At 74.2% G+C, this 16982-nt stretch carries 15 protein-coding genes; 11 read left to right on the top strand and 4 right to left on the bottom strand.

All coding sequences use genetic code 11. The features are described 5' to 3' along the window. Window positions 1-114: 114 nt before the first annotated feature. Window positions 115-1008: a biotin--[acetyl-CoA-carboxylase] ligase gene (locus AC07BF_RS24645; protein ID WP_063351348.1), complete on the bottom strand. Its 894-nt coding sequence runs from the start codon at window positions 1006-1008 to the stop codon at window positions 115-117. A 241-nt stretch (window positions 1009-1249) separates the two neighbouring features. Here AC07BF_RS24645 and AC07BF_RS24650 point away from each other — a divergent pair, with 241 nt between their 5' ends. The 5 genes from AC07BF_RS24650 to AC07BF_RS24670 all read left to right on the top strand — a co-directional run bounded on the left by AC07BF_RS24650 (window position 1250) and on the right by AC07BF_RS24670 (window position 6184). Then, entirely contained in the window at window positions 1250-2839 is a 1590-nt protein-coding gene (locus AC07BF_RS24650) for an acyl-CoA carboxylase subunit beta (protein ID WP_363588077.1), read from the top strand. A gap of 25 nt (window positions 2840-2864) precedes the next feature. Beyond that, the gene (locus AC07BF_RS24655) at window positions 2865-3086 is read left to right on the top strand and encodes an acyl-CoA carboxylase epsilon subunit (RefSeq protein ID WP_363588079.1); all 222 of its coding nucleotides are present in this window, start codon (window positions 2865-2867) and stop codon (window positions 3084-3086) included. A gap of 235 nt (window positions 3087-3321) precedes the next feature. Continuing rightward, window positions 3322-3447, top strand: a complete 126-nt coding sequence (gene mmpB / locus AC07BF_RS24660) for a morphogenic membrane protein MmpB (protein WP_279634918.1) — start codon at window positions 3322-3324, stop codon at window positions 3445-3447. Between the two features lie 73 nt (window positions 3448-3520). Then, window positions 3521-4120 (top strand): nucleoside triphosphate pyrophosphatase, encoded by a 600-nt coding sequence (locus AC07BF_RS24665; protein ID WP_400330463.1) that lies wholly within the window; start codon window positions 3521-3523, stop codon window positions 4118-4120. 288 nt (window positions 4121-4408) lie between these two features. Further along, window positions 4409-6184 carry an acetyl/propionyl/methylcrotonyl-CoA carboxylase subunit alpha gene (locus AC07BF_RS24670; RefSeq protein ID WP_400811329.1) on the top strand — a complete coding sequence of 592 codons (1776 nt, stop codon included), beginning with the start codon at window positions 4409-4411 and terminating at the stop codon, window positions 6182-6184. A 79-nt stretch (window positions 6185-6263) separates the two neighbouring features. On the opposite strand, the gene AC07BF_RS24675 is transcribed toward AC07BF_RS24670, so the two are convergent. Further along, window positions 6264-7220 (bottom strand): DeoR/GlpR family DNA-binding transcription regulator, encoded by a 957-nt coding sequence (locus AC07BF_RS24675; protein WP_400811353.1) that lies wholly within the window; start codon window positions 7218-7220, stop codon window positions 6264-6266. 236 nt (window positions 7221-7456) lie between these two features. Beyond that, window positions 7457-8905, bottom strand: coding sequence for an NAD(P)H-quinone dehydrogenase (locus tag AC07BF_RS24680; protein ID WP_350877308.1), 1449 nt, complete (start codon window positions 8903-8905; stop codon window positions 7457-7459). Between the two features lie 99 nt (window positions 8906-9004). Between AC07BF_RS24680 and AC07BF_RS24685 the strand changes: the two genes are divergently transcribed. Further along, window positions 9005-9442: a gamma-glutamylcyclotransferase family protein gene (locus tag AC07BF_RS24685; RefSeq protein WP_363580278.1), complete on the top strand. Its 438-nt coding sequence runs from the start codon at window positions 9005-9007 to the stop codon at window positions 9440-9442. A 12-nt stretch (window positions 9443-9454) separates the two neighbouring features. On the opposite strand, the gene AC07BF_RS24690 is transcribed toward AC07BF_RS24685, so the two are convergent. Further along, complete coding sequence (locus AC07BF_RS24690) at window positions 9455-10450, bottom strand: hypothetical protein (protein WP_363580276.1); 996 nt, start codon at window positions 10448-10450, stop codon at window positions 9455-9457. Window positions 10451-10696: 246 nt separating this feature from the next. On the opposite strand from AC07BF_RS24690, the gene AC07BF_RS24695 reads away from it, so the two are divergent. The 5 genes from AC07BF_RS24695 (at window position 10697) to AC07BF_RS24715 (ending at window position 16968) form a co-directional block, all read left to right on the top strand. Then, complete coding sequence (locus tag AC07BF_RS24695; RefSeq protein ID WP_363630740.1) at window positions 10697-12937, top strand: cache domain-containing protein; 2241 nt, start codon at window positions 10697-10699, stop codon at window positions 12935-12937. 21 nt (window positions 12938-12958) lie between these two features. Beyond that, window positions 12959-14308, top strand: a complete 1350-nt coding sequence (gene pgsB, locus AC07BF_RS24700) for a poly-gamma-glutamate synthase PgsB (RefSeq protein ID WP_363630738.1) — start codon at window positions 12959-12961, stop codon at window positions 14306-14308. Then, complete coding sequence (locus AC07BF_RS24705) at window positions 14305-14787, top strand: poly-gamma-glutamate biosynthesis protein PgsC/CapC (protein WP_063349074.1); 483 nt, start codon at window positions 14305-14307, stop codon at window positions 14785-14787. The genes pgsB and AC07BF_RS24705 overlap by 4 nt, the downstream gene beginning before the upstream one ends. Before the next feature lie 56 nt (window positions 14788-14843). Next, window positions 14844-15929, top strand: a complete 1086-nt coding sequence (locus AC07BF_RS24710; RefSeq protein ID WP_478333926.1) for an NlpC/P60 family protein — start codon at window positions 14844-14846, stop codon at window positions 15927-15929. A gap of 217 nt (window positions 15930-16146) precedes the next feature. After that, window positions 16147-16968 carry a purine-nucleoside phosphorylase gene (locus tag AC07BF_RS24715; RefSeq protein WP_350877297.1) on the top strand — a complete coding sequence of 274 codons (822 nt, stop codon included), beginning with the start codon at window positions 16147-16149 and terminating at the stop codon, window positions 16966-16968. Window positions 16969-16982: the final 14 nt, after the last annotated feature.

The raw sequence follows: 16982 nt of genomic DNA on the forward strand, positions 1-16982 counted from the left end.
GCCCGCCACCCGGCGGGCAGTGGCGCGCCTCACACCGCTGCCAGGTGGAATGTTCGCACGGAATCGCGCGATCCGGGGCATCAGCCCGGGTCAAGGAGAGGTGAAGAGTGCCGTTCAGCGGGGCTCGGGGCGCACGTGGACGACGTCCCCCGCGCCGACCGCCCGGCGTGCGCCGTCGGGGGTGCGGACCACCAGGCGGCCGTCGCCGTCGATCGCCACCGCCTCGCCGACCAGCTCCCGGTCGCCCGGCAGGTGCACCTTCACCTGGCGGCCGAGCGTGGTGCAGCGGTCCGCGTAGGCGCGGAGCAGCTCGCTGGTGTGCGGGTCGCCGGCGGCGGCCGTCCAGGTGCGGTACAACCCGGCGAACTCGCGCAGCAGGGCGCGCAGCAGGGTGGACCGGTCGGTGACCTCGGCGCCGGCCAGCGCGAGCGAGGCGGCGGTGGGGACGGGCAGTTCGGGCTCGCGCAGCGAGACGTTGATGCCGAGGCCCGCGACCACGGCGCCACCGCTCAGCTCGGTGAGGATGCCGCCGAGCTTGCGCTCGGCGCCGTCGATCTCCACCTGGAGGTCGTTGGGCCACTTCAGCCCGACCTCGACCCCGGCGACCCGGCTCAGCGTGCTGGCGGTGGCCACCCCGACCAGGATCGGCAGCCAGCCGTAGCGTTCGACCGGCACCTCCTCGGGGCGCAGCAGGACGGACAGGAACAGCCCGGAGCGGGCCGGGGCGCTCCACTGGCGCTCCAGCCGGCCGCGCCCGGCGTTCTGCACCTCGGCGACCAGCACCGCGCCCTGCGGGGCGCCGGCCCGGGCGCGGGCGGCGAGGTCGTTGTTGGTGGAGCCGGTCTCGGCGACGACGTCCACCGAGGTCCAGAGCCCGTCCGGGACCAGCAGGTCGCGGCGCAGCGCCGCCTCGTCCAGCGGCGGGCGGTCCAGGTCGGTCCACGGCGACGGTCCGGCGTGGCCGAAACCGCGCAGTCCACTGCGGCGGGGGGAGTCGGGTGCGGTCATGGTCCAGAACACTAGGGGGTGTGCGGACGCCGGGGGCGTAGGCCGCCCCATCGTCCCGCAGAACGCGCGTTGACACACTGTGTCGATGGCCATAACGCCAGGACGTGACGTCCGGGCCCGCGCGCTGGCTACGCTACCCAACGGTAGTTCGCAGCGCCGCCCTGCCCTCATGCGCGGGCCCCCACTCCGGCCCGCGCGCACTCGAACAGGTCGCGGCCCATGGATCAGGGAGAGCCACCGGATGACCGAGGCGCCGTACGACCCCCACACCACCGCCGGCAAGCTCGCCGACCTGCGGCGCAGGCTCGACGAGGCGGTGCACTCCGGCTCCGCCGCGGCCGTGGAGAAGCAGCACGCCAAGGGCAAGCTGACGGCCCGCGAGCGGGTCGCGGAGCTGCTGGACGAGGACTCCTTCGTCGAGTTCGACGAGTTCGCCCGGCACCGCTCGACGAACTTCGGGCAGGAGCGGAACCGCCCGTACGGCGACGGCGTGGTGACCGGCTACGGCACCGTGGACGGCCGCCAGGTCGCCGTCTTCGCCCAGGACTTCACCGTGTTCGGCGGCTCCCTGGGCGAGGTGTTCGGCGAGAAGATCGTCAAGGTGATGGACTTCGCGCTGAAGACCGGCTGCCCGGTCATCGGCATCAACGACTCCGGCGGCGCCCGGATCCAGGAGGGCGTGGTCTCGCTCGGCCTGTACGGCGAGATCTTCCGCCGCAACGTGCACGCCTCGGGCGTGATCCCGCAGATCTCGCTGATCATGGGCCCCTGCGCGGGCGGCGCGGTGTACTCCCCCGCGATCACCGACTTCGTGGTGATGGCCGACCGGACCTCGCACATGTTCATCACCGGCCCGGACGTGATCAAGACCGTGACCGGCGAGGACGTCGGCATGGAGGAACTGGGCGGCGCCCGCACCCACAACAGCAAGTCCGGCAACGCGCACTACCTGGCCACCGACGAGAAGGAGGCCGTCGAGTACGTCAAGAGCCTGCTCTCGTACCTGCCCTCCAACAACCTGTCGGACCCGCCGTCCTACCCCGAGCAGGCGGACCTCACCGTCACCGACGAGGACCTCGAACTCGACGCCATCGTGCCGGACTCGGCGAACCAGCCGTACGACATGCGCAAGGTGATCGAGCACATCGTCGACGACGGCGAGTTCCTGGAGACCCAGCCGCTGTACGCGGGCAACATCATCACCGGCTTCGGCCGGGTCGAGGGCCAGTCCGTCGGCATCGTCGGCAACCAGCCGATGGACCTGGCCGGCTGCCTGGACATCAACGCCAGCGAGAAGGCCGCCCGTTTCATCCGGACCTGCGACTCCTTCAACATCCCGGTGCTGACCTTCGTCGACGTGCCCGGCTTCCTGCCCGGCACCGAGCAGGAGTGGGACGGCATCATCCGCCGCGGCGCCAAGCTGATCTACGCCTACGCCGAGGCGACCGTCCCGCTGATCACCGTGATCACCCGCAAGGCCTTCGGCGGCGCGTACGACGTCATGGGCTCCAAGCACCTGGGCGCCGACCTCAACCTGGCCTGGCCGACCGCGCAGATCGCGGTGATGGGCGCGCAGGGCGCGGTCAACATCCTGCACCGGCGGGAGATCGCCGAGGCCGGGTCGGCGGGCGGCGCCGAGCAGAAGCGGGCCGAGCTGATCGCCTCGTACGAGGACACCCTGCTGAACCCGTACCTGGCGGCCGAGCGCGGCTACGTGGACGCGGTGATCCCGCCGAGCGAGACCCGCCGACACATCGTCCGGGGTCTGCGGGCACTGCGCGGCAAGCGCGAGGTGCTGCCGCCGAAGAAGCACGGCAACATCCCCCTGTAGGCCCCCGTCGGGAGAGAATTGAGCCATGGCCCCGATCCACGTGCTGCACGGGCAGCCGACCCCCGAGGAGCTCGCCGCCGTCCTGGCGGTGGTCCAGGCCCGGGCCGCCGCCGCGCAGGCCGCCGCCGAGGCGGCACGCCTGGCCGGTGCCGGCCCGGCCGCCCCCTGGAACGACCGCTCCCGCCTGTTCCGCCCGGCCGTCCACCCGGGCGTCAACGCCTGGCGGACGTCCGGCTGGGCGAGCTGATCCGCCGGGTGGGGGGGGGGGGGGGGGGGGGGGGGGGGGGGTTGCCCCCCCCCCCCCCCCCCCCCCCCCCCCCCCCCCCCCCCCCCCCCCCCACCCCCCCCGCCCCCCCCCCCCCCCCCCCCCCCCCCCCCCCCCCCCCCCCCCCGCACCCGTTCGGGCCCGTCCGCCCGGATTGCCCGAAAGCTGAGTACGGATACTCAGGCGCCCGGGGCCGGGCGCGGCGCACCCTGGACGTGTGCTCTGGTCAGACCCCCGCGACGAGCCCTCCCCGGAGGCCCGCCGGATGATGGAGCGGCTGCACCGGGCCGGCCGGGTGCTCGCCGCCCTCGCGATGGTGGCCGCCGTCCTCCTCCTGCTGTGACCGCCGCTGATCCGACTGCGGTGGCCGTCGTTCACCCGAACGGCGGACACCGGCACCCCCTACCCTGAGGGGCATGACCGACCAGCGCATCCTCGTCCTCGCCTCCGCCTCCCCCGCCCGCCTCGGACTGCTGCGCCAAGCGGGCCTCGACCCGCGCGTGGTGGTCAGCGGCGTCGACGAGGACGCGATCAGCGCCGCCACCCCGGCCGAACTCGCCCTGGTGCTGGCCGAGGCGAAGGCGAAGGCGGTCGCCGCCGAACTGACCGGCGGCGAGCTGGTGATCGGCTGCGACTCCGTCCTGGAGCTGGACGGCCAGGCCCTCGGCAAGCCCGCCGACGCCACCGAGGCGCTCGCCCGCTGGCAGTCGATGCGCGGTCGCGCCGGGGTGCTGCGCACCGGCCACTGCGTGATCGACACCGCGACCGGCCGGCAGTCCTCGGCGACCGCGTCCACCACCGTCCGCTTCGGCACCCCGGACGACGCCGAGATCGCCGCCTACGTGGCCTCCGGCGAGCCCCTGCACGTCGCCGGGGCGTTCACCCTGGACGGGCGCTCGGCGCCGTTCATCGAGGGCATCGACGGCGACCCGGGCAACGTCATCGGCCTCTCGCTGCCGCTGCTGCGCGCCCTGCTCGCCGACCTGGACGTCCGGCTGGTCGACCTCTGGGCCTGACGGCCGGGCCCGCGGGACCGCGGCGCCCCGCCGCCCGTTCCACCGTCCTTTGAGCCGCCCGCGCGAGAGTGTGTCCGATGCCACCGGGGAACCGGACAACGCCCGGTCACCCGCTGTGGATCCGGCCGGTTCGACCGCACCGGCCGCGACCTGCGGCGTCACCGGACGGGCGGCCGACGGGCCCCGGAAATTCATCACCGTCCGTGTGGGATAGTTCACAACCTGGGGCTACTCGCCGGTACCGCCCAGGAATCCATAAACTCGACCAGGTTCAAGAAGGGAGCCACAGTGCGCAAGGTGCTCATCGCCAACCGCGGGGAAATCGCCGTCCGCGTCGCCCGGGCCTGCTCGGACGCCGGTATCGCCAGCGTCGCCGTCTACGCCGAGCCGGACCGGGATGCGCTGCACGTCCGCGCGGCCGACGAGGCTTACGCGCTGGGTGGAGACACCCCCGGCACCAGTTACCTGGACATCGCCAAGGTCCTGAAGGCCGCGGCGGACTCCGGGGCCGACGCCATCCACCCCGGCTACGGGTTCCTGTCGGAGAACGCCGACTTCGCCCAGGCCGTCCTCGACGCGGGCCTGACCTGGATCGGCCCGCCCCCGCAGGCCATCCGCGACCTCGGTGACAAGGTCACGGCCCGGCACGTGGCGCAGCGCGCCGGCGCGCCGCTGGTCGCCGGCACCCCGGACCCGGTCTCGGGTGCCGACGAGGTGGTCGTGTTCGCCCGGGAGCACGGCCTTCCGGTCGCCATCAAGGCGGCCTTCGGCGGCGGCGGCCGCGGCCTCAAGGTCGCCCGCACGCTGGAGGAGATCCCGGAGCTGTACGAGTCCGCGGTGCGCGAGGCCGTCGCCGCCTTCGGCCGCGGCGAGTGCTTCGTCGAGCGCTACCTGGACAACCCGCGGCACGTGGAGACCCAGTGCCTCGCGGACAAGCACGGCAACGTGGTGGTCGTCTCCACCCGTGACTGCTCGCTCCAGCGCCGGCACCAGAAGCTGGTCGAGGAGGCGCCCGCGCCGTTCCTGACCGCCGAGCAGAACGCCGAGCTGTACCGGGCGTCCAAGGCCATCCTGAAGGAGGCCGGCTACGAGGGCGCCGGGACCTGCGAGTTCCTGGTGGCGCTGGACGGCACGATCTCCTTCCTGGAGGTCAACACCCGGCTGCAGGTCGAGCACCCGGTCACCGAGGAGGTCACCGGACTCGACCTGGTCCGCGAGATGTTCCGGATCGCCGACGGCGAGGAACTGGGCTACGGCGACCCCGAGGTGCGCGGCCACTCGTTCGAGTTCCGCATCAACGGCGAGGACCCGGGTCGGGGCTTCCTGCCCGCGCCCGGCACCGTGACGCTGTTCGCGCCGCCGTCCGGCCCGGGTGTCCGGCTGGACTCCGGCGTGGAGACCGGCTCGGTCATCGGCCCGGCCTGGGACTCCCTGCTGGCCAAGCTGATCGTCTCCGGCCGGGACCGCAAGCAGGCCCTGGAGCGGGCCCGCCGCGCGCTGAACGAGTTCAAGGTGGAGGGCATGGCCACCGCCATCCCGTTCCACCAGGCGGTCGTCACCGACCCGGCGTTCGCGCCCGAGGTGCACGGCGGCGAGGGCCCGTTCACGATCTACACCCGCTGGATCGAGACCGAGTTCGACAACACCATCCCGCCGTTCGCGGGCGCGGCCGGCGACGGCGAGGAGGCCGAGGGCCGCGAGACCGTCGTGGTCGAGGTCGGCGGCAAGCGGATCGAGGTCTCGCTGCCGTCCTCGCTGGGCGTCTCGGCGGCCCCGGCGCCCGGTGCCGCGGGTGCCGCGAAGGCCAAGCGCCGGGTGGGCGCCAAGAAGGCCGGTTCGGCCGTCAGCGGTGACACCCTGGCCTCGCCGATGCAGGGCACCATCGTCAAGGTCGCCGTCGAGGAGGGCCAGGTCGTCGCCGAGGGCGAGCTGATCGTGGTCCTGGAGGCGATGAAGATGGAGCAGCCGCTGAACGCGCACAAGGCGGGCACCGTCGTCGGCCTCAAGGCCGAGGTGGGCGCGAGCGTCAGCAGCGGCGCCGCGCTGTGCGAGATCAAGGACTGACACGCTCCCTGGAGCACCGGCCGGCCCGTACCCCCTCGGGGGGTGCGGGCCGGCCGCGTTCGCGCGGCTGTACGGGCCCTCAGCGCCCGCGCGGGAGGCCCAGCTCGGCCAGCCGGGTCGGCATGCCGCCCGGCCCGGCCGGACCGCCGTGCGCGCCCGGCCGGCGCTGGCCGGGCAGCGGGGCGCCGCCGGGGGGCGGGGCGGGGCGGCGTGCCAGCGGGCCGGGCTGGGTCTGGTGGACGGGCCCGCTGCCGGTGCCGTGCACCGGGGCGTCCCCGGTGGGGGCGGCGCCGAGCGGCGCCAGGTCGATCTGCACCCCGCAGTCGGCGATCGCGTCGAGTTCCCGGGCGGTGCCGTCGTCGGCGGTCGCCTGCTCGTCCGTGACCAGCCGGGTGATGTTCTCGGTGGGCACGGTCTGGAACATGGAGTCCGCGCCGAGCTTGGTGTGGTCGGCGAGGACGATGACCTCGTTGGCCGACTGCACCAGCGCCCGGTCCACGCTCGCGGACAGCATGTTGGCGGTGGATAGGCCCCGCTCCGCGGTCAGCCCGCTGCCGGAGATGAAGGCCTTGGAGACCCTCAGCCCGTGCAGGGACTGCTCGGCACCGCTGCCGACCAGCGCGTAGTTGGAACCCCGCAGGGTGCCGCCGGTCATCACCACCTCCACCCGGTTGGCGTGCGCCAGCGCCTGGGCGACCAGCAGCGAGTTGGTGACCACGGTGAGGCCGGGCACCCTGGCCAGCCTGCGGGCCAGCTCCTGGGTGGTGGTGCCGGCGCCGACCACCACCGCGTCCCCCTCCTCCACCAGGCCGGCGGCGAGGTCCGCGATGGCGCTCTTCTCCGCCGCGGAGAGGTGGGTCTTCTGCGGGTAGCCGGGTTCGCGGCTGAAGCCGCCGGGGAGCACCGCGCCGCCGTGCCGGCGGTCGAGGAGCCCTTCTGCCTCCAGGGCCCGTACGTCGCGGCGCACGGTCACTTCGGAGGTCTGGACGACGCGGGCCAACTCCCGGAGCGAGACCGCTCCGTTGGCGCGCACCATTTCGAGGATCAACTGGCGACGTTCTGCTGCAAACACAGAACCGACGGTAACGTGCGTGACCGTCTGCTTTCAGGCGTTTGCAGCTAGTAGCTGGAATTGCTCACGCAAGAGCGGCGCGTGACCGTACAATACGCGCCGTCAGCAGCCCGGGACCGCGCCCGCCGTCCGGGTGACGATCACTCCTGCGCGAAGGGCGGCCGCCGATCGGCAGCCGCCCTCAACTGTGCGCCGGAGGTTCAGGATTCGCCCTCGACCCGCTTGCGGATGTGCAGCTGCCGGGCGGCCTCGGCGGTCGAGCCGGAGACCGACGGGTAGACGGTGAAGGCGCTGGCCACCTGTTCGACGGTCAGATTGGCGTCCACCGCGAGCGCGATCGGGTGGATGAGCTCGCTGGCCCGCGGGGCGACGACCACGCCGCCCACCACGATGCCGGTGCCCGGGCGGCAGAACAGCTTCACGAAGCCGTCCCGGATGCCCTGCATCTTCGCCCGCGGGTTGCCGCGCAGCGGCAGCTTGACCACGACCGCGTCCATCTTGCCGCACTCCACATCGGCCGCGGTGTAGCCGACGGTGGCGATCTCCGGGTCGGTGAAGACGTTGGAGGCGACGGTCTTCAGGTTCAGCGGCTGCACCGCGTCGCCGAGCGCGTGGTACATCGCGATCCGGCCCTGCATGGCCGCCACCGAGGCGAGCATGAAGACGCCGGTGCAGTCGCCGGCCGCGTAGACGCCCGGGGCGCTGGTGCGGGAGACCCGGTCGACCTGGATCTGGCCCCAGTCGTTGAGCTTGACCCCGGCCTCCTCCAGGCCCATCTCCGCGGTGTTGGGGATCGAGCCGACCGCCATCAGGCAGTGCGTGCCCTCGATCACCTTGCCGTCGGCGAGGGCCACCTCGACCCGGTCGCCGATCCGCTTGACGCTCTCGGCGCGCGAGCGGCCCATCACGTTCATGCCGCGGCGGCGGAAGACGTCCTCCAGCACCTCGGCGGCGTCCGGGTCCTCGCCCGGCAGCACCCGGTCACGGCTGGAGACCAGGGTGACCTTGGAGCCGAGCGCCTGGTAGGCACCCGCGAACTCCGCGCCGGTCACACCGGAGCCGACCACGATCAGCTCGCGGGGCAGCTCCTCCAGGTCGTACACCTGGGTCCAGGTGAGGATCCGCTCGCCGTCCGGCTGGGCGTCCGGCAGCTCGCGGGGGTGGGCGCCGGTGGCGATCAGCACCGCGTCGGCGCGCAGCGACTGGACGGTGCCGTCCGGCGCGTCCACCAGCACCTCGCGGGAGCCGTCCACCGCCTGCCCGCCGCCGCCGAGCCGGCCGCGGCCGCGCAGCACGGTGACCCCGGCCCGGGTGACCGACTGGGTGATGTCGTGGGACTGCGCGATCGCCAGTCGCTTCACACGGCGGTTGACCTTGCCCAGGTCCACGCCGATGACCTTGGCCGCGTCCGCGGCCTCGTCCTGCGCGACGGTGATGCCCAGCTCCTCGTACGAGCTGTCGAAGGTGGTCATCACCTCCGCGGTCGCGATCAGGGTCTTCGACGGCACGCAGTCGGTGAGCACCGCCGATCCGCCCAGACCGTCGCGGTCGACGACGGTCACCTCCGCGCCGAGCTGCGCGGCCACCAGCGCAGCCTCGTAGCCGCCGGGTCCGCCACCGATGATCACGATCCGAGTCACGTGCACCATTGTCCCGCACGCCGGGAGCGCCGCCACGCCGGGGTCCGGGCTTCTGTGCGATCGCCCAGTCGCCACGGACCGTCCACCGGCCGGGCTAGTCTTCCCCTCATGCCCCTTTACGCCGCGTATGCCACCAACCTCGATGCACGGCAGATGACCCGCCGCGCCCCGCACTCACCACTGCGCGGCACCGGGTGGCTGGACGGCTGGCGGCTCACCTTCGGCGGTGAACAGCTCGGCTGGGAGGGCTCGTTGGCCACCGTCGTCGAGGACGGCAAGGACCGGGTCTTCGTCTCGTTGTACGACGTCGCGCCGATGGACGAGGAGGGCCTGGACCGCTGGGAGGGCGTCCAGCTCGGCATCTACCGCAAGATCAAACTGCGCGCGCAGACCCTGGACGGCGACACCCCGGTCTGGACGTACGTGCTCAACGACTACGAGGGCGGCCTGCCCGCGGCCCGCTACCTCGGCCTGGTCGCCGACGCCGCGGAGAGCGCCGGCGCCCCGCACGACTACGTGATGGACCTGCGCCGCCGCCCCTGCTAGCCCCTGGCCCCACTAGCTCCGGCCCGCAGCCCAGCCGCGGACCGTCTGCGCCAGCACCCCGGCCACCTCCGCACGGCGGGCCGGCTCGGTGCGCAGCCCGTTGCCCAGCTCGACGTGCAGCCACGGCACGCCGAGCCCGGCCGCGAACCGGCCCTCGACGTTGGTGGTGCCCCCGAGCTGCCCGCACTTCTCCCGCCAGGCCCGACAGGCCGCGTACCCGGCCCTGCCCAGCCCGGTGGCGGTCAGCTCGGCGGCCGGGCCCGGCTGGCCGGCGCCGCTGGAGACCACCGCGTCCTGCCCGGGCAGGCTGCCCTCGTCGAAGCCGTGCACCTGGATGCCGGGCAGGCCGCGCCCGGTGAGCGCCTCGACCACCGCCGCGAAGACCGTGTCGGCGCGGTGCGCGACGTCCGAGGCGCCGTCCGCCCCGGCCCGGCGGTGCGCCCCGGCGAGCACCAGCACCCCGCCCGGCTCGGCCCGGAAGAGGTCCACCCCGAGCGCCTCGGTACGGGCGTCCGAGACCGGGTGGGGCACCTGCACGGACCAGCCCGCCCGGGCCGAGAGGTCCAGGTAGACCCGGCCCCAGCCGCGGCTCCCGGCGTCCGTGCCGTCGGCGTCCGCGCCGTCGGCGATCTCCGCCACCCGGCGGCCGGTCGCCGCCTCGGTGAACTCGGTGAGCCGGTAGCCGACCCGCGCCAGTGAGCGCCCGGCCTGCTCGGCCTGCCCGTCCAGCGCGCCGAGCACACCGTCGGCGATCGCCCGGCGCTGCCCGGCGTCCGGCGCGGTGTACGGGCCGCCCGGGGTGAACCCGGCGGTGTACCCGTCGACCAGGGCCGCCAGGTCCACCGGGGCGGGCCCGGTCGGTCCGCTCCGGCCCGCCGCGGCGCCCGCCGCCGACGGCCGCCCGTCGGAGCCGCGCACGGCCAGCGTCAGCACCGCCGCGAGCGCCGCCAGCACCAGCAGCACCGCCGCCGACAGCAGCAACGGGCGTCGCGAACCCCGAGTCTCCATGGCCGTCGAACCTACCGTGCCGCCCGCCGAGGACCGCCGGGGGCCACCTGGGGCCGCGCACCACGCCCGGTCCACGGAAAGAGATCCCGAAGCGGCATCCGATCGACACCGGAACGTGACAACTTTTCGAAATCTCCTTCGTACGCTGTTCCGGCTTGACCGACTCTTGATCAGCGCTTGACCGACGAGAAGGCCGGCGGACCTCCCGGGGACAGGTGCGCCGAGCCCCGAGAAGAACGAGGCCCCGTGAGCACGGCACCCAACCCGCCGCGACAGCACCGCTATCGCCGCCGGGCCGACATGCCGCTGCTGGGAGGCATCCGCCCGCCCATCGCGCTGCTGCTGGTGCTGCTGCTCGCCGTCGCCGCCATCACCGCGCTCGCCGTCGGCGGGCTGCGCGTCGACGACACCCCGCAGGCCGTCCGGGAGTCCCACCAGTACGCCGCCGAGGACACCGCGGCCTCGCTGCGCGCCGGGCTGCACGAGAGCGCCACCGACCTGCGCCGGGCCGCCGCCCGCTACGACGCCGCGCCCGCCGAGCCGACCGCGGTGCTGTCCGCACTCGGCCAGGCGTACCACAAGTGGCGCGGCACGGTGGTGGTCCGCCCCGACACCGGCCGGCTGCTCGCCGCCCGCGGCGAGACCGTGCCGCTGGCCGGCCTCGACCTCAGCCGGGTCACCGACACCGCGCCCGCGCCCGTCCTGGTGCCCTCCGCCGCCGGCACCCGGCTGCTCACCTTCGCCCTGGTCGCCACCAAGGCCGACGGCCGCGCCCTGCTGGTCGCCTCCGACAACCTGCGGCTGCCCGGCATCGCGACCCGCAAGGAACAGACCATCCAGGTCCTCGACGCCGCCGGCGCCGTCCTGGACAGCACCGGCGCCGAACTCGGCGCCGAGGCCGACCGCGCCGTGGTCACCGGTGCCCGGGAGCGCGCCGCCCGCGAACGCCCGGCGCCCGGCGGGACGGCCGCCGGCAGCCTGTCCGGCAGCCCGGACGCCAAGGGCGTGCGCCGGGTCGCCGGCTACGCCGCCGTCGGCACCGCGGGCGGGCACGACCCGGCCGCCCCGCTCGGCCTGACCGTGGTCTCCACCAGCACCGTCGACGGCAAGCCCGGCAGCCTGCGCCACCCCGCGCTCGGCCTGGCCGCCGCCGGCGCGCTGCTCGCCCTGGCCCTGCTGCTCGCGTGGTACCTCAGCCGCAGCCTCCAGCGGCCGCTGCTGCGGCTGTTCCTGGAGTCCCGCCGGCTCACCCGCGGCGAACGGCTCGACCTGCCGGTCCGCGGCCCGAAACGGGGGGAGGCCGGCCGGATCGCCCGCGCCCTGGAGGAGCTGCGGCTGCAACTCCTCGACCCGGCCCGCCCGCCGGCCCCCGCCGCGCCGAAGCGCCGCCCCGGCACCGCGCTGCCGCTGGCGCTGTGCGCCGTCCTGGTGCTCGGCTGGTCCGGCCCGCTGCTGTTCCTGGGCGGCAACGACCCGACCGTACGGGTCCCCACCCAGGTGGTGGCGGGCCAGCGCGACCGCACCGACACCGCCGCCGACCGGATCCGCCAGGCGCTCAACGAGGGTTACGCGGACCTGCGTTCGCTCGCCCCCGAACTCGCCGGCGCCTCCGTCGGCAAGGCCGACGCCCTGCTGCGCGCCACCCTCGCCGAGCACGACCGCTACCGCGCGCTGTACGTCCTCGGCGCGAACGGCGAGGTCCTCGCGCACGCCGGCGACACCCCGCACCGCACCGGCCCGCAGGCCCTCGGCGCGAGCGGCGTGCTGCTGCTCAACAGTTCCGGCCGGGAGCCCAGGATCGCCGCCCGCGCGGCCCTCACCGCCGCCCCCGCCGACGCGGAGGCGGAGGGCGCCGCCGAGCCGCCGGGGCCCGTGCTGATCGGCGAGTTCAAGACGGACTTCCTCAGCGGGCTGCTGGTCCGCCCCGGCCTCGGCCGGGTCTGGCTGGTCGACGAACGGCAGCGGGTGCTCGCCGCCAACGAGGGCTACAGCTCCTTCGGCGAGCTGCCCGAGGGCCGTGCCAGGGCCCTGCTGGCCCAGGCGAAGAAGTCGGCCGCCGCCGAGGTGCTGCGCGGCGGCGGCGACCCGGCGCTGTTCGCCGCCGCCCCGCTCGGCGGCAACGGCAGCGTGGCCAAGCTGGGCTGGTCGGTGGTCACCGCCCACCCGGTGGCGTGGCTGCACCTGGACGAGAACCGGGCCGACCGGCGGACCGTACTGGCCGGCATGCTCGGCCTGGCCGCGGCCGCGCTCTGCCTCGGCTGGCTGTTCATCGCGGTCGGCCTGCCGCTGCGCCGGCTCGCGGCGAGCGCCGAGGCGCTGGCCGCCGGGGACCGCCGGACGGTCCTCTACCCCGTCCACCACGACGAGGTCGGCGCCGTCGCCCGGAGCCTGGAGCTGATCCGCCAGGAACTCGTCCGTCAGGAGCCGGCCCGCCCCCGCCGCACCGCCGCCCCCGAGTCCGTCCCCGTGCCCGCGCACGCCCGCTGAGCCCCGCCCGAAGGACCTCCCGTGCTCTTCCTCTACGTCGTGCTGCTGGTGTGCTGCGCCGTGCTGCTGGTGGCCGGCATCGTCGAGCAGCGCCGGCACTTCGCCGCGCTGGAACAGATCCCGACCCGGGTGCTGGTCAACGGCATCCGCGGCAAGAGCTCGATCACCCGGCTCTGCGCGGGCGCGCTGCGCGGCGGCGGGCTGGTGACGGTCGCCAAGACCACCGGCACGGCGGCCCGGTTCATCCACCCGGACGCCACCGAGGAGCCGGTCTACCGCAAGTTCGGCATCGCCAACGTGGTCGAGCAGATCGGCATCGTCCGCCGCGCCGCCACCTACCGGCCGGACGCCCTGGTGATCGAGTGCATGGCCGTCATGCCGGCGCTCCAGGAGGTCAACCAGACCAAGCTGATCCGCTCCACCATCGGCGTGCTGTGCAACGTCCGCGAGGACCACCTCGCCGAGATGGGCCCGACCCTGGACGACGTCGCCCGCTCGCTGTCCCGCTCGATGCCGGTCGGTGGGGTGTGCGTCACCGCCGAGCGGGAGCGCGCGCACATCCTGCGCGCGGAGGCGGCCCGGCGCGACTGCGAGCTGATCGTGGTGGACCCGGAGTCGGTCACCGACGAGGAGCTGCGCGGGTTCAGCTGGTTCACCTTCAAGGAGAACGTGGCGATCGCCCTGGCCGTCGCCGAACTCCTCGGCGTGGAGCGGCGGACCGCGCTACGGGGCATGTGGGCGGCCCCGCCGGACCCGGGCGTGCTGTCGGTCGAGCGCTACCGCACCGAGGACGGCAAGCGGCTGCGCTTCGCCAACGTCTTCGCCGCCAACGACCCCGAGTCCACGCTGATGAACGTCCGCCAGCTGGAGGGCCTGGGCGCGATCCACCGCCCGCTCAACGTGGTGATCAACTGCCGCCCGGACCGGGTGGAGCGCAACGGCCAGATGGGCCAGATCGTGCCCGACCTCGACCCGGACGCCGTGTTCCTGATCGGCCACCCCACCAGGAGCGCCCGGGACGGCATCCCGGCCGGGTGGTCCGGCCGGGTGGTCGACCTCGGCGGCGACAAGCGCGACCCGGCCCGGCTCACCGCCGAACTGCTGGCCGAACTCGGGCCGGACTCCTCGCTGGTGGCCGTCGGCAACATCCACGGCCAGGGCGAACTGTTCCTGGAGGAGCTGGCCCGGCTCGCCCCCGACGAGGCCCCGGACGCGCCCGACGCCCCCGAACTCCCGTACCACGAGCCCGAACCGCTCTACCCCGAGCCGGTGTACGACTCCGCGTACCGGCCCGTCCACCGCCCCGAACCGCTCCCCGACTCCTGGTTCGAGCCCCACCACCACACCCCCCACCACGGAGACCAGCAGTGATCCCCACCGAGCTCACCCCCGAGATCGCCGCCATCGGCATCGCGCTCGGCCTGGTCTTCTCGCTCGTCTGCTACCTGACCACCAACCTCTCCCCCGGCGGCATGATCACCCCCGGCTGGCTGGCCCTCACCCTGGTCGAGGACCTCCAGCGGGTGGCCATCGTGATCGGCGTGACGGTGCTGACCTACCTCGCCACCCGGGTGGTCCAGAAGCTGGTGATCCTGTACGGCAAGCGGCTGTTCGCCGCCGTGGTGCTGATCGGCGTGCTGCTGCAGGCCACCGTGATGCTGGTCCTCCAGCGCGAACTGCCCACCCTGTACGCCAACCAGACGCTCGGGTTCATCGTCCCCGGCCTGATCGCCTACCAGCTGGTCCGCCAGCCCCGGGCGGCCACCCTGATGGCCACCAGCACGGTGACGCTCGCCAACTACGTGGTGCTCACCGCCGGCGTCCTGCTCGGCGCCCTGCCCGGCACCTGATCCCCCGTTCAGGAACCCTCGCCCGGAATCCCGCAGGAACCCCCAGGAAGACCCCGATGCCCGTCACCCGCAAGTCCCTGCTCAGCGGCGGCCTCGCCGTGGCCCTGCTGGCCGCCAGCGGCTACCTCACCGTCCAGCTGCGCGACCGCGACCACGACCGGCCGTCGGACCCGGGCGGCGGCGCACCCCTGATCACCACCACCGCCGCGCCCGGCCCCGCCCGGGGCACCGCCGCCGAGTACCGCTACGAGCGGCTGGGCGGACCCGACCGCACGGTGGTCCGGGACGCCCGCGGCGGCGTGGTCGCCACCCTGACCGACAGCGCCCGCACCGCCGTCCTGGCCGGCCCGAGCCGCACCTTCGCCGAACCGGGCACCACCACGGCCACCGTGGTGACCGACACCTGGGTCCGGCTGATGCCGCAGCCGTGGCGACCGGGCGCCGAGCAGGAGGGCTGGTTCCGCACCTGGTTCCAGCAGTCGCTCGGCTCCACCGCGGACGACGTGCTGGCGGTGGCCACCCAGTACCTGGCCGGCGCGGCGCCGGAGAAGGACGCCAAGGGCGTGCGGTTCAAGGGCGACGCCTCCTTCGGCCCGCTCAACCCGAACGGTTCGGTGGGCAACGACCTGCGGCTGGAGCAGACCGACTTCCTCGACTACCTCGGCGTTCCGTACACGTTCGCCGACAAGGTGGCCAAGCAGCCGGACAGGACGCGGTACGGCGCCTTCGACTGCTCCGGGTACGTCCGGATGGTCTACGGCTACCGCTCCGGTTACCCGCTGCTCTCCAAGGACGTGGCCGGCCCCGGCCTGCCGCGCAGCGCCAACGGCCTGGCCAGGGTCGGCCCGGGCGTCCCGGTGCTGCCGCTGACCACCGCGCCGGGCTCCGACACCACCCTGCGACCGGCCTCGATCGACCCGCTCCAGCCCGGCGACCTGGTGTTCTTCGAGATCGACGCCCGCACCGGCGCCCGGCTCGACCACACCGGCATCTACCTGGGCCTGGACACCGACGGCCACCCCCGGTACATCTCCAGCCGGGAGGAGGCGGACGGCCCGACCTTCGGCGACAAGGGCGGCACCGCGCGACTGGACGACAACGGCCTGTACGCGAAGGGGCTGCGCAGCGCGAAGCGGCTCTGAACCCGGGCCCGGCTCCCGGCCCGCACCGCCCGCGGGCCGACTGCGGTTCGACCTCGCACCGGCCTCGCACCGGCCTCGCACCGATTTGTACGTACCGACGAGCGGCGTCACCCGAAAGACGCCACCGAGCTGTGCTTTCGGGTCAACCGGGTAACGATCCGGCATGCCGCGCCGGATTTTCTACGCGCGTAGTCGAAACCCGTCTATCCTCGGAGCCGTGAACGCATCTCCTCAGTCGGTCGTCTCCGCCGACCCCTACGCCGCCGCCCAGGCCGCCGCCGAGCGCCTGCGCGAGCTGACCGGTGCCGAGCGGCACGACGTCGCCCTGGTGATGGGCTCCGGCTGGGTGCCGGCCGCCGACGCCCTGGGCGAGACCGTGGCCGAGTTCCCGGTCACCGAGCTCCCGGGCTTCCCCGCCCCCGCCGTCGCCGGCCACGCCGGCACGATCCGCTCGGTGAAGATCGGCGACAAGCGCGCCCTGATCTTCCTCGGCCGCAACCACTACTACGAGGGCCACGGCGTGGCCACCGTCGTCCACGGCGTGCGCACCGCCGCCGCGGCCGGCTGCGGCATCATCGTGCTGACCAACGGCTGCGGCGGTCTGCGCGAGGGCTGGGTCCCCGGCCAGCCGGTCCTGATCAGCGACCACATCAACCTGACCGCGGACTCCCCGATCGTCGGCGCCAACTTCGTCGACCTCACCGACCTGTACTCCAAGCGCCTGCGCGCGCTCTGCCGCGAGGTGGACCCGAGCCTGGACGAGGCCGTCTACGTCCAGTTCCGCGGCCCGCACTACGAGACCCCGGCCGAGGTCAACATGGCCCGGGTGATCGGCGGCGAGCTGGTCGGCATGTCCACCACCCTGGAGGCCATCGCCGCCCGCGAGGCCGGCTCCGAGGTGCTCGGCATCTCGCTGGTCACCAACCTGGCCGCCGGCATCACCGGCGAGCCGCTCAACCACGCCGAGGTGCTGGAGGCCGGCAAGGCCTCCGCCGAGCGCATGGGCGAGCTGCTCGCGAAGGTCCTTGAGCGGATCTGACAGGCCTAGGCGCA

The organism is Kitasatospora sp. NPDC043950, assembly GCF_056435345.1.